Source organism: Streptosporangium sp. NPDC006013 (assembly GCF_040614275.1).
Lineage (GTDB): Bacteria > Actinomycetota > Actinomycetes > Streptosporangiales > Streptosporangiaceae > Streptosporangium.
Map to the genome: position 1 here is coordinate 1 of NZ_JBEXUE010000304.1, position 12,370 is coordinate 12,370.

General features: G+C 70.4%; 10 protein-coding genes. 8 read left to right on the top strand and 2 right to left on the bottom strand.

The annotated features are described in order from the left end of the window. The first annotated feature begins 100 nt into the window (after positions 1-100). The 6 genes from iscB (at position 101) to ABZ260_RS34330 (ending at position 8,327) form a co-directional block, all read left to right on the top strand. The gene (gene iscB, locus ABZ260_RS34305) at positions 101-1,459 is read left to right on the top strand and encodes an RNA-guided endonuclease IscB (protein WP_355626018.1); all 1,359 of its coding nucleotides are present in this window, start codon (positions 101-103) and stop codon (positions 1,457-1,459) included. Beyond that, positions 1,456-2,265, top strand: a complete 810-nt coding sequence (locus ABZ260_RS34310) for an ABC transporter permease (protein WP_350917480.1) — start codon at positions 1,456-1,458, stop codon at positions 2,263-2,265. Before iscB ends, ABZ260_RS34310 begins: the two co-directional genes overlap by 4 nt. Positions 2,266-2,719: 454 nt before the next feature. Beyond that, positions 2,720-3,271, top strand: coding sequence for a YbhB/YbcL family Raf kinase inhibitor-like protein (locus ABZ260_RS34315; protein ID WP_355626019.1), 552 nt, complete (start codon positions 2,720-2,722; stop codon positions 3,269-3,271). A 183-nt stretch (positions 3,272-3,454) separates the two neighbouring features. Then, positions 3,455-4,945: a hypothetical protein gene (locus ABZ260_RS34320; protein ID WP_355626021.1), complete on the top strand. Its 1,491-nt coding sequence runs from the start codon at positions 3,455-3,457 to the stop codon at positions 4,943-4,945. A 71-nt stretch (positions 4,946-5,016) separates the two neighbouring features. After that, the gene (locus ABZ260_RS34325; protein WP_355626023.1) at positions 5,017-7,266 is read left to right on the top strand and encodes a SulP family inorganic anion transporter; all 2,250 of its coding nucleotides are present in this window, start codon (positions 5,017-5,019) and stop codon (positions 7,264-7,266) included. A 68-nt stretch (positions 7,267-7,334) separates the two neighbouring features. Continuing rightward, the gene (locus tag ABZ260_RS34330) at positions 7,335-8,327 is read left to right on the top strand and encodes an NAD-dependent epimerase/dehydratase family protein (protein ID WP_355626025.1); all 993 of its coding nucleotides are present in this window, start codon (positions 7,335-7,337) and stop codon (positions 8,325-8,327) included. Between the two features lie 449 nt (positions 8,328-8,776). Here ABZ260_RS34330 and ABZ260_RS34335 read toward each other — a convergent pair whose 3' ends face one another. Beyond that, positions 8,777-8,965: a hypothetical protein gene (locus tag ABZ260_RS34335; RefSeq protein ID WP_355626027.1), complete on the bottom strand. Its 189-nt coding sequence runs from the start codon at positions 8,963-8,965 to the stop codon at positions 8,777-8,779. Positions 8,966-8,995: 30 nt separating this feature from the next. Next, a complete protein-coding gene (locus ABZ260_RS34340) occupies positions 8,996-9,577 on the bottom strand; it encodes a TetR/AcrR family transcriptional regulator (RefSeq protein ID WP_355626029.1) in 582 nt (193 codons plus the stop codon). A 107-nt stretch (positions 9,578-9,684) separates the two neighbouring features. Between ABZ260_RS34340 and ABZ260_RS34345 the strand changes: the two genes are divergently transcribed. Continuing rightward, positions 9,685-10,455 carry an ABC transporter ATP-binding protein gene (locus ABZ260_RS34345; RefSeq protein WP_355626031.1) on the top strand — a complete coding sequence of 257 codons (771 nt, stop codon included), beginning with the start codon at positions 9,685-9,687 and terminating at the stop codon, positions 10,453-10,455. Beyond that, on the top strand, positions 10,440-12,353 hold the full coding sequence (locus ABZ260_RS34350) for a hypothetical protein (protein ID WP_355626033.1): 1,914 nt from the start codon (positions 10,440-10,442) through the stop codon (positions 12,351-12,353). The genes ABZ260_RS34345 and ABZ260_RS34350 overlap by 16 nt, the downstream gene beginning before the upstream one ends. The last annotated feature ends 17 nt before the right edge of the window (positions 12,354-12,370 follow it).

Below are 12,370 nucleotides of genomic sequence, written 5' to 3' on the forward strand. Positions count from 1 at the left end.
ACCTGGGCGAGGGGAGACCGGCCAGGCCGCACCATCTGACCGGCGTCACCCCAAGGGCGCTGAAGCGTCCGAGGGAGCGAACCGTGAGGTTCACCCGGCCGTGTTCGTCCTGGACGTGCACAGCCACCCGCTTGACCCGTGCCACCCGGCTCGTGCCCGCCGCCTGCCGACGGCGGACCGGGCGGTGGTGGTGCGCCACACCCCGTTCGTCATCCGCCTGCGCGACCGCACCGTGGCCGACTCCGTCGTCCAGGGTGTGCAGGTCGGCATCGACCCCGGCAGCAAACACACCGGCATCGCGGTGTTCCGCACCGGCCGCGCCGACCGCATCGGCCTGTACGGCGTTCAGCTCGACCACCGGAGCGGGCAGATCCGCGACAGGCTCACCGCCCGCGCCGCTCTACGCCGGGGGCGCCGGTCGCGGAACCTGCGCTACCGCACCCCCCGCTTCAACAACCGCACGAAACCGCAGGGGTGGCTGGCGCCGTCGCTGCGACACCGCGTCGACACCACCCTGTCGTGGGTGGCGCGGCTGACCCGGTGGGCGCCCGTCACCGCCGTGCACGTGGAGCGGGTCTCCTTCGACACCCACGCCCTGTCGGCCGGACGACCGCTCGAAGGAGTGGAATACCAGCAGGGCACCCTCGCCGGGTACGAGGTCCGCGAGTACCTGCTGGCCAGGTGGGGGCGGGCGTGCGCCTACTGCGGCGCCCGCGGCGTACCGCTGAACCTCGACCACCTCCACCCGCGCAGCCGAGGCGGTTCCGACCGTCTCAGCAACCTCGTCGTGGCATGCATACCGTGCAACCAGGCCAAGGCCGCCACCTTGGTCGAGGAGTTCCTGGCCGACCGGCCGAAGGTGCTGGCGAAGGTGCTGCGGCAGGTCAAGACCCCCCTGCGGGACGCCGCCGCCGTGAACGCCACCCGGTGGGCACTGTGGCGGGCGCTGAAGGCCACCGGCCTACCGGTCGCCGTCGCGCCCGGCGGGCGCACGAAATGGAACCGGTCCCGCACCGGCGCCGCGAAATCCCACACCCTCGACGCCCTGCACGTCGGCCACCTCAACACCGTGACCGGTTGGCCGTCCGCGGTCCTGGTGGTCGCAGCGACCGGGCGCGGTACTTATCGCCGCACCCGCAGCGACCGCTACGGATTCCCCCGGCTGGCACTACCTCGAACCAAACGCCACCACGGCTATCAGACCGGCGACCTGGTCCGCGCCATCGTCCCGGCCGGCACCAAAACCGGGACGCACACGGGACGGGTCGCGGTCCGCTCCACCGGCAGGTTCAACATCCGCACCCGGCACGGCCTCGTGCAGGGCATCCACCACCGCCATGTTCGCCTGCTCCAACGAGCCGACGGCTATGGCTACACCACCCGCCCAGAAGCGCGGCACAGTGCCGCGTTTCCTCCCCCGCCCGCAGGCGGGGGTATCCACGCTGGAAGTAACCGATGACCACACTGACGACGACCATCCCGCAGATGGCCGCCAAGCGCGTCACTCCCCTGGCAACTCTGCAGCAAACCATGACACTGGCCTGGCGCAGCCTGGTTCAGATCAAGCACAACCCGTGGGAGCTGCTGGATCTGAGCATCCAGCCCATCATGTTCCTGCTGCTGTTCACCTACGTCTTCGGCGGCGCCATCTCCGGATCCACCGGCGACTACCTGCAGTTCGCCCTGCCCGGCCTGCTCGTGCAGAACGCCCTGTTCTACACGCTCTCCACCGCTATCGGCCTCAACACCGACATCACCAAGGGCGTCTTCGACCGGCTGCGGAGCCTGCCCATCGCCCGCACCGCGCCCCTGTCCGGGCGCATCATCGCCGACACCGCCAAGCAGGTGTGGGCCTTCGCCCTGCTGGTCGGCTTCGGCATGGTGCTGGGTTTCCGGGTCACCACCAGTTTCTTCGGACTGCTGGGTGCCCTGGCGCTGCTGGTCGTGGTCGCCCTGGCCATGTCCTGGATGTCGGTGCTGATCGGGTTGAAGGCCTCCAGCCCCGAGAAGGTGCAGATGATCGCCTTCTCCACGATGATGCCGCTGACCTTCACCAGCAGCGCCCTGGTGCCCTCCGCCACCTTCCCGTCCTGGCTGAAGACCTGGTCCGACCTCAACCCCGTCACGCACCTGGCGGACGCCATCCGCGGCCTGCTCATCGGCGGCGACGTCACCAGGGCCGCGCTCTTCTCGCTGCTCTGGGCCGCCGGTTTCGCCGTGGTCTTCGCCCCTCTGGCGATCCGCGCGTTCCGCAGCCGCGTCTAGCGCCCTGCCTCTGAAGTGCCCCCTGAGTGCCCCTGGGTCCTCTCCGCCCAGCGCGGCCGGGCGATGCCTCGCCGCGTTGGGCGTACTCCGGGGCGGCTCTCCCCGAGAGGCTCCAGACAGGCCGCTGCACGAAGTTTCCGCCGGGGCCTAGGAAACCGGTCCGGCTGGATCCGGCAGGGGCGGGGCGGCCCACTGGAGGGGCGTCTCGGGGGCACAGCCGCCACGGGCGCTCCAGCCGTCGCAGAGGTTCCAGGCGTCACGGCCGCCGGAAACGGCGGGACATGACCGGCGAGCGACGGCCGGGGGACGGCGAAACCAGTTTGATGTTAACTCTCGCCCCTTCCGTCCCTCGATTTTGCCCGTTTTTCGGCCTTTTCCCCCCCACGGAACCTCGCGATCCGGTCTGCGCATCTTCCAGACCCGCGTAGCATCATCGGGCATGGGGCAGCCAAACATGTCTACGCGCCGCCCGCGGCTCATCTCGGGAATGGCGATCGCCGCGGCGCTCGTCGTCGCGTCCTCGGGTTGTGGGATGGCTAGCGGCATGGCCTCGACGGAGAGATCTCAGCTGGAGCCGATCAGCGTCTCCAGCCCCCGGGTCAGAGACGGCGGCCCCCTGCCGTCCGACTATTCATGCAAGGGTTCGGCCGGTAATCCCCCGTTGCGCTGGTCTCGCGTGCCCGAGGGCACGAAGTCTGTCGCGATCGTGGCGGACAGCAACTCCCGGACAGGCGGCGAGGTGCACTGGGTCGTTTTCGACATCGACCCCCGCACCAACGAACTACCTGAGGGCGGCGCCCCGGTGGGAGCCGTGGAGGGAAGCACGACGAACGGCAAGGTGGGCTATAGCCCCCCGTGCGGCGTCCAGGAGAACTATCGTTTCACTGTCTACGCGCTCGACGGCAAGGTCGATCTTCGCAAGGGAGCCTCCCTTGACCAGACCTTGAGGAGCATCGCGGACAAGACGATCGCCTGGGGACGGCTCACCGCGGCGCACATCGAGTGACTGGCCAAACACCGGAGGTAGTAATGGTTACCAATTCTTCACTTAGGGTGTGACAACGCTCATAGTGGTCCGACACAATCAGATCCAATGTCCAAGCGCAGGTGATGCATGGGGGAAGGTCGCGTCGATGGCCGCGCGACCTCACCGGCGCCGCTGTAAGGCCATGGCCTTGAGGGTGGTGCAATGATCGCGGTCGTAGTAAGCCTGGTCGCCGTCGTGCTCCTCGTGCTCGTCGTCGTGGCACTGGGAATGCGGTCGATGAACCGCAGGGAGAGCGCGCTCCCCGCGGAACGCCTGCGGGAGATGGCGGAGAAGGAGGCGCTGACTCCGACCATGTCCAGCGACGACTTCGCCACCAGAGAACCAAAGATGAACCACTTCACCCCCGACCTGACACCGTTCGACGAGCCGAAGCCGCCGCGCCAGCCGCGGCCGCCGAGCTCCCGGGGCAAGCGCGGGCTGAACGAGTTCGGCCAGGTGGACGACTACGACGACGACTACTGGACACGGCTCCAGGCTGACGAGGGCGGTTTCGGAGGGCCCTTGGCAGCTCAGATGGGCGCGAGCCGTCCCGTCGACAAGGAGAACCAGCAGGTCGACGCCGACGCGACGACAGTGCAGGCACCGCTCCCGACCAGGCCCCAGCCGTCCCGCGGCGCCCCGCAACCCCCCGCTCCCCGACCGGCCAGGCCGGCTCCCCAGCCGGCCGTCGCCTCCGCCTCGCTGCCCTCCGGCCTCGACGACCTCATCGCCCCGGTCCAGCCGAACCCCGCTCCCACCGCGGCGTCACTCGCCGAGCAGCGGACCGTGACGTTCGCGGCTCCCACTCCCGGCGCCTTCGGTGACGCCCGTCCCTCGCGGGCGAGTTCTCGCCGCGGCGGGAACCGGACACCCTCGCAGCCGTCGCCCCAGCCCGTCCAGGGCAACGGCGCCCCCTCCCGGCCCGACCCGCTGAACGACCCGCTCGGTGGCTCGTATCCTCGCCGCGGCGCGAGTTCCCGGCCCAGCGGCAGCGGCTCGTCCGGTGCCCGTCCGGGCAACGGTGGACCGCCCGCCTCGATGCCCCCCATGGGTCCCACGACCAGCGGCGGCTTCCCCGCCACGCCCGCGCCCGACCCGCTCGCGGCTTCCTACCGCACCCCGGCGCAGCCACCCAAGAGCACCCCGGCGGACAACCCGTGGGCACAGGCCACGAGCCCGACGTCGGGTGGCTGGCCGGCGGCGAACACCGCCGACATCCTCGACGACCCGGCCCCGTCCTACTCCTCGTACCAGACGCCGGTCTACGGCGCTCCGCCCGCGGGCTCGTACGAGGTCAGCTCGGGCTGGGCCACCATCGACGACGACGCGGTCACCGGCCCGAGCCCGGCGATCTCCGCCTCCACCGGCCCCTCCCGGGCCTTCCCCCCCGCCCAGGACCGCCCGGCCGACCCGCGGGGCGGGACGACCGGCGGGTACGGCTACGAACCCCAGCCCGCCACCCCGGCCAGCCCGGCCGCGTGGCCGGAGCCCGGCACTCCCGACGGGAGCGACGGCGCGAGCTGGCCAAGCTACGGCGAGCTCTACGGCACCGCCCCCGAGACCGCTCCCGCCGAGGGACGAGGCCGGGGCGGCTCGCGGGGCAACCGCCATCGGGCACCCCAGGAGCCCGACTACCCCGACTATTACCGCTGATTCTCCCCGTCCTCCGTAAAAGCCCACGGTAAACGCCCGGCCGATGAGGCGCGGCCCCGTAGGGTCTGCACATGGAGACGGACACGAAGAGCGACGGTTTGTTTACGGTGGGTCGCATCGCCTCCGTGCTGCGGTACGACCTACCCGCATCCCTGGTGGTCTTCCTGGTGGCACTGCCCCTCTCACTGGGCATCGCGGTCGCCTCGGGAGCACCACTGGCGGCGGGACTCATAGCCGGTGTGGTGGGCGGCGTGGTGGCGGGCCTGCTGGGCGGCTCCGTCGTCCAGGTGAGCGGGCCCGCCGCGGGGCTGTCCCTGGTGGTCGCCGATCTGGTGGTGCGATACGGCTGGCGGGCCACCTGCATGATCACCTTACTCGCGGGCGTCCTGCAACTGCTGCTGGGCGTCTGCCGGGTCGCCCGCTCGGCGCTGGCGGTCTCGCCCGCCGTGGTGCACGGCATGCTCGCCGGGGTGGGCGTGGTGATCGCCCTCGCCCAGCTGCACGTGGTGCTCGGCGGGAACCCGCAGCGCTCCGCGATCGAGAACCTGATCGAGCTGCCCCAGCAGATCATCCACAACCACACGCACGCGGTCTTCGTCGGCCTGCTGACCATCACGGTCCTGGTCGCCTGGACCCGTCTGCCGGCACGGCTGCGGGTTTTCCCCGCGCCGCTGGCGGCCCTGCTCGCCGCCTCGGTGACCGCCTGGGCACTCGGCTGGGAGGTCACCCGGATCGACCTGTCCGCCAGCCTGGACTCCTGGGCCACCCCGCTCTGGCCCACGGGTGACTGGCACGGGATCATCGCCGCGGTGCTCATCGTGGCGCTGCTGGCCGGGGTGGAGTCGCTGCTCTGCTCGGTGGCCGTCGACAAGCTGCACGAGGGCAGGCGTTCCGACCTCGACAGGGAGCTCATCGGCCAGGGCGTGGCCAACATGGTGACCGGCGCACTGGGCGGCCTGCCCGTGGCCGGGGTCATCGTCCGCAGCACCACCAACGTCAGGGCGGGGGCGCGCAGCCGCTGGTCCACGATCATGCACGGCGTGTGGATCCTGCTGTTCGCGGTCGGCCTGGGGTGGATGATCGCCCTGATCCCGATGGAGGCGCTGGCCGCGCTGCTGGTCTTCATCGGCGTGCAGATGGTCAACATGGGGCATCTGCGTAACCTGCGCGGCCACAGCGAGGTGCCGGTGTACGTCGTCACGATGGCCGGGGTGGTGCTGCTCGGCCTCGCCGAGGGAGTGCTGGTCGGCCTCGGCCTCGCCGCGCTGTTCGCGCTGCGCCGCCTCACCCGGGTGACCGTGCGGGCCACCGCCGAGCCGGACGGCCGCTGGCACGTGGTGATCGGCGGCTCGCTGACCTTCCTGGGGGTGCCCACGCTCACCTCGGAGTTGCGGGCCATCCCGGCCGGCGCCTCGGTCGACCTCGACCTGAACATCGACTTCATGGACAACGCGGCCTTTGAGGCCATCCACGACTGGCGGCACGAGCACGAGCGCGGCGGCGGGAGCGTGGACATCGACGAGATCCACGACGAGTGGTACGCCATGGCGGCCAGCGGCGCCCGGATGTTCCCTGCCAAGACCCCGCCCCTGGCACCCGACCGGTGGTGGCTGCCCTGGTCCCACCGGCGGAGCGGGCGGCGCTCGACCCGCCATCCGCTGGTCGCCACCCGGCACGCGCCCCGCGGCGGCAGTCCCGCTGTGCCCGACCTGCTGGCCGGGGCGCGGGAGTTCCACCAGCGCACGGCACCGCTGGTCCGTCCCCTCCTGCACGGGATGGCCCGCGGGCAGGAGCCCTCGCATCTCTTCATCACCTGCGCGGACTCCCGTATCGTGCCGAACCTGATCACCGCCAGCGGCCCGGGAGACCTGTTCACCCTCCGCAACCTCGGCAACCTGGTGCCCCGGCTGGGTTCCGTGCCGGCGGACGACTCGGTGGCCGCGACGATCGAGTACGCGACGGACGCGCTCAACGTCCGCACCATCACGGTCTGCGGGCACTCGGGGTGCGGGGCGATGACCGCCCTGCTCAGCGGAGGTGAGAAGGCGGCGGGTCTGCCGGCGCTGGGCCGCTGGCTACGCCACGGCAACCACACCCTGGCACGGTTCATCGCGGGCGAGAGCGCCGGCGACGACGAGGGCCCGCTGGACCGCCTCTGCCGGGTCAACGTGATCCAGCAACTGGAGAACCTCCGGACCTACCCGCAGGTGGACCGGCTGTTCCGCGCCGGGCACCTGGAGCTGGTCGGCATGTACTTCGACATCGGCACCGCCCGGGTGCACCTGCTGGAGCATCCCCCGATCGCGAGCCGTCCGCTGTGAGCAGATGGCTTGCGCTACGGGTGAAAGCCTGTGGTCCCGTATCCGCCGGGCGCCAAGAATGAGGCGCTATGAGGATTCTGATCATGGGTGGTTCGGTTTTCCTGGGCCGGGCGATCACCCAGGAGGCGCTGCGGCGCGGGCACGAGGTCACGACGTTCAACCGGGGTCGCAACGGGGTCGACCTGCCGGGCGTGGAGTCGGTCAGGGGCGACCGTGAGGTGCCGGAGGACCTGGATCGCCTGGTGGCGGGCCGGGAGTGGGACGCCGTCATCGATGTCCACGGGCAGGTCCCGAGGGTCGTCGGCGAGTCGGTGCGGAGGCTTGCCGGCCGGGCGGGCAGCTACGCGTACATCTCCAGCATCTCGGCTCTCTCCGACTTCCCCGAGCGGGAGTGCGACGAGAGCTCACCGCTCTTCGAGTGCGCGCCGGACGCGGGTCCCGAGGACGGTCACTACGGCATGCTCAAGGCGGGCTGCGAGCGGGCGGTGGAGGAGGGCTTCGACGGCAACGTACTGATCATCCAGCCGGGTCTCATCCTGGGCCCGTACGAGAACGTGGGCCGCCTGCCCTGGTGGCTGGACCGGATCTCCCGGGGCGGGCGGGTGCTGGCCCCGGGTGACCCGGACCGGGCGATGCAGGTCATCGACGTCCGCGACATCGCCGCGTTCGTCCTCACCCATGCCGAGGCCGGGACGGCGGACCGCTTCCTCACCGGCGGGGTGCGCGGCAACACCACCTACGGTGACTGGCTGGCCGAGTGCCGCGCGGTGACCGGTTCGGACGCCGAGTTCGTCTGGGTCGACGACCGCTTCCTGCTCGATCGGAAGGTGTCGCCGTGGACCGAGTTCCCGGTCTGGGCTCCCGACGGCCCCGAGTTCGCCGGGGTCTGGTTGTCCTCGTCGGCGAAGGCCATCGCGGCCGGGCTGACCTGCCGCCCGGTCGCCGAGACCGTACGCGACACCTGGGCGTGGCTGCGTGACGTCCCGCCGGCAGAGCGCGCGTTCCGCGGGCACGGCATCGATCCGGAGAAGGAAACCGCGATCCTGGCCGAGTGGGCATAGGGGTTCCCGGTCACCACGATCCGCCCGCGGCAGGGGTGTATTTCTACGCAGACGCCGGATCGGCCGACGCATAGGGTCGTGGCTGTCCGGCTCCGTCCCCCGAACGCCGGACAGCGGTCCACGCTCCCGGGGCCGAGGGTGGAGGGCTGCCGATAGAGCACCCACAAAAGGACTGACCAGGTACTTCGGCCGTCCAGAACTTCCCAACACCCGGAGGCGATCGCATGCCCGCACGTAGACGAGCCAAAATCTACGTGCGGGTGTCCGCCGTCGTGGGGCGGGCGGAACTCCACTCCCCCGAAATCCAGATCGACGCCTGCGAGCAGATGGCCCAGCGGACGAACCTGGAGATCATCGACGTCGTCCAGGACCTGGACCGCTCGGGTCAGGACTTCGCCAAGCGGCAGATCAACGGCCTGAAACACCGAGGCCCGAGCAGGTGGGGGCGGTCAGATCGGGCGGCCACCCCGCGTGTAGAGCACCCGGGCCGGGGCGCTGCCGGGCTTCGGCTCGCCGAGGATCTCCCGCGCCCTCGCGTGGAATTCTTCCGCACCCGGGTTGCCGCCGACCGGGTCGTTCTCCCGTTCCCAGTCGGTGACGAACCTACCGAATGCGACCAGGCGGAACCGGTCAACCATCACCGTCTCCTTGACCCGAGCGCCGGGCCATCAAGGCCTGGGTCCTATCCCGGCGAAGAGGGCCTCGATCACGCGGTCGACGTACTCGTGCGTCAGTGGTTCTTGGGTGATCAGGGCCCGGAAGTACAACGGGCCCGACAGGATGTCCATCGCCAGATCCAGGTCGAAGTCGGGTGACAGTTGACCTTGATCGCGGGCCACCTTCAGCCGGGCGACGGTCTTCTCCGCCTGTGGGGTGATGAAGTGGTCGTTGAGCGCCGCCGCGACCTGAGGATTGAGCAGGGCCTCAGCGATCAGGGCCCGATACAGGGGACCCACGGGTGGCCGGTCCAGTAGATCGATGGCCGCGTGGATCTGCTGGCGCAGGTCGGCGATGACATCGCCGGTGTCGGGGTAGTCCAGGGCAGGACCGTTCAACAACATGAGCGAGTCGAGGAACAAGGCTCCCTTGGACGACCAGCGGCGGTAGATCGTGTGCTTGCCGACGCCGGCGCGGGCCGCGACCGCTTCGATGCTGAGTTTGGCGTAGCCGATCTCCTGGCCCAGCTCCAGCGTGGTCCGCATGATGGCCTCGGTCCGGTCGGCGGCACTGCTGCTGCGCTTGTCAGTCATCTCACCACCATAATGGAACGGCACGTGCCGTATTGACAATGGGGACCGCCCTCCAGCATGCTTCACAGTCGGCACGGCACGTGCCGTACCATAATAGGAGGGACGCCGTGGGAGCACCAAGCACAGACCTGGCGCTTCGGCTCGACGGTCTGACCAAGACGTTCGGCCGCAAGCTGGTGGTCGACCACATCGAGTTGGAGGTGCGACGCGGATCGTTCTTCGGTCTGGTCGGCCCCAACGGAGCGGGCAAGACCACCTTGTTGTCGATGGCGGTGGGCCTGCTTCGCCCCGACGGCGGACGGGCCGAGATCTTCGGCCTCGACGTATGGGCCGACGCCCCCAAGGCCAAGAAACTGATCGGCGTGCTGCCCGATGGGCTGTCCATGCCCGAGCGGCTGACCGGCCGCGAGCTGCTGCGCTTCACCGGCCTGCTGCGTGGCATGGACCTTAAGGAGGTCGAGCGGCGGGCGGGTGAGCTGCTGGAGATTCTGGAATTGGACGCAGCCGAGCGCACCCTGGTCATGGAGTACTCCACCGGCATGCGCAAGAAGATCGGCCTGGCCACGGCGTTGTTGCACGCCCCGAAGCTGCTGGTGCTGGACGAGCCGCTGGAGGCGGTCGATCCCGTCTCAGCCGCCACGATCAAGGTGATCTTGCAGCGGTTCGTGCGCGGCGGCGGCTCGGTGGTGTTCTCCAGCCACGTGATGGCCGTGATCGAGCAGTTGTGCGACCACGTGGCGGTGATCGACTCCGGCCGGGTCGTGGCCTCGGGACCGCTGCAGGCCGTGCGGTCGGGCCGGAGTTTGGAAGAGCGGTTCGTGAGCCTGGTCGGCGGCCAGATCCCCGAGGTGGGTGAGCTGGCATGGTTGTCCTCCTGATCAAAATGAAGCTGGCCGTGCTGCAGAACTCCATGACCGGCCAGCGCGCCACCCAGATGGTCACCGGCGCCCTGGCCGGACTGGCCCTCGCGACGGGCCTGATCGTGCTCGCGGGGCGCGACTATCCGGTCGCGTCGCTGCCGTTCGACCTGCTCGGCGCGGGTTTCGCCCTGTGGACCGCCGGCTGGCTGCTGGGCCCCGCGCTTTTTGGCGGCGGCGATGAGACACTGCGCCCCGAGCATTTCTCGCTGCTGTCGTTCACCCCGCGCCGTCTCGCGGCCGGGCTGACCGGGGCCGCCTTCATCGGCGTCGCCCCCGTCGTCACGCTCGTAGCCTTCGCCGCGCTCGTCGTGCTGGCCGTCAAGGCCGAACTTGGCATGGCGGCCACAGCGGTCGGCATGCTCGCCATCGCCCTCCAACTGGTGTTGTGCGTGCTGGCCTCCCGGCTGGTCACCGCGGCGCTCGGCCAGGTCATGCGGTCCAAGACGGGCGCCGCGCTGGCCGCTCTCATCAGCGCCGCCATCCTGGCCGCCCTGCACTCCAGCTGGGTGCTGTCGCCCCTCGTGCAGGCCGCCCTGCGCACCGGCTTCCCCGGTTCCTTCTCCACCTGGGTCAGGGCGCTGCCCTCCGGCTGGGGCCTGGTCGCCGTGCGGGCGGCCGGGCAGGGCCAGTGGCTCACGGCAGCCGCCGCCCTGGCGGGGCTCGCCGTACTCAGCGTTGTCTGTTTGTACGGTTGGGCCGTCTTGCTAAAGCGGCGGCTGACCACCCGGCGCGCGAGCGGACGCCCGGCCCGGGACGCTTCTGGCGGGTGGGCGCGGGGCCCGGTGACCGCGGTCGCCGCCAGGGAACTGCGCACCTGGTCCAGAGACCTGCTGCGCTTCCACTACCTGTGCTTCGCCCTGTGCTACGCGCTGGTGTTCTGCCTGCTGCCGCTGGCCGTCGGCGCACCGGTCTTCCTGCCCTGGAGCGGCCTGGTCTTCGCCCTGTGGACCGCCGCCATCTCCGCCAACCTGTACGGCGAGGACGGCACCGAGCTCTGGGGCAAGATGATGATCCCCGGCGCCGCGCGCCACGACATCCACGGCCGTCAGCTCGCCTGGCTCATGGTTACGGCACCGCCGACCATCGTCCTCACCCTCGCCGCGCTCGCCCTCACCGGCCAGTACGACCTGTGGCCGTGGCTGGCCGCGCTCGTGCCCGCGCTGCTGGGCGGCGGGGCGGGTGTGACCGTGCTGGTGTCGGTCCTGCGGCCGGTGCCCATGATCGACCCGCACCGCAGAGGCGGTAACCTCCTGGAGAACGGCACCGACTTCACCCAGGTACTGCTGGTGCTGATCCTCACCGCAGCGACGGCCGCCCCCGCCTACTTCGCGGTATGGCTCGGCCCCGCCTGGGCGGGAGCGGCCGTGGGCCTGATCAGCGGTGCCGTGCTCGCCTGGCTGCTGGGTCATCTGGCCGCCGCCAGACTCCGGTCGAGCGCGCCCGAACTGCTCCTGCACCTGCGAACCGGTGTCCCGCCCAAGCGGACACGACCGGCCCGTCGCCCGCTCCCGGCTCTGGAACCGGGCAGGCCGCACCTGCCCAAGCCCGACCTCGGCTTGGAAAGGCTCGGCCTCGACCTGGCCCCCGCGGGCCGGCGTACCTACGTCATCGTGAGCCTGACCCTGTGCTGGGTGCCCCTGGCGGCCCAGGGCATCGTGCCCGCGCTCATGCTGACCACCGGCCAGGTCACCCGATCGTGGTTCCTGGCCCTGCACCTACCGCAGCATCTCCAATGGCCCACCATCATCGCCATGATCGTCCTCGGGCTCGTCCTGCTGACCACCGGACTGGGCATCGGCCTCTACTACCTGGCCAAGTCATGGCGAGACGGCATCGAACCTGATGGCGGCCCGTGACAGTCGCCTTTCCAGCA

What these genes read in the sequence shown, in the direction of transcription:
- ABZ260_RS34350 (WP_355626033.1), top strand. Translation starts at nt 10,440, where the DNA reads ATGGTTGTCCTCCTGATCAAAATGAAGCTGGCCGTGCTGCAGAACTCC.
- ABZ260_RS34320 (WP_355626021.1), top strand. Translation starts at nt 3,455, where the DNA reads ATGATCGCGGTCGTAGTAAGCCTGGTCGCCGTCGTGCTCCTCGTGCTC.
- ABZ260_RS34325 (WP_355626023.1), top strand. Translation starts at nt 5,017, where the DNA reads ATGGAGACGGACACGAAGAGCGACGGTTTGTTTACGGTGGGTCGCATC.
- ABZ260_RS34340 (WP_355626029.1), bottom strand. Translation starts at nt 9,577, where the DNA reads ATGACTGACAAGCGCAGCAGCAGTGCCGCCGACCGGACCGAGGCCATC.
- ABZ260_RS34335 (WP_355626027.1), bottom strand. Translation starts at nt 8,965, where the DNA reads ATGGTTGACCGGTTCCGCCTGGTCGCATTCGGTAGGTTCGTCACCGAC.
- ABZ260_RS34330 (WP_355626025.1), top strand. Translation starts at nt 7,335, where the DNA reads ATGAGGATTCTGATCATGGGTGGTTCGGTTTTCCTGGGCCGGGCGATC.
- ABZ260_RS34310 (WP_350917480.1), top strand. Translation starts at nt 1,456, where the DNA reads ATGACCACACTGACGACGACCATCCCGCAGATGGCCGCCAAGCGCGTC.
- ABZ260_RS34315 (WP_355626019.1), top strand. Translation starts at nt 2,720, where the DNA reads ATGTCTACGCGCCGCCCGCGGCTCATCTCGGGAATGGCGATCGCCGCG.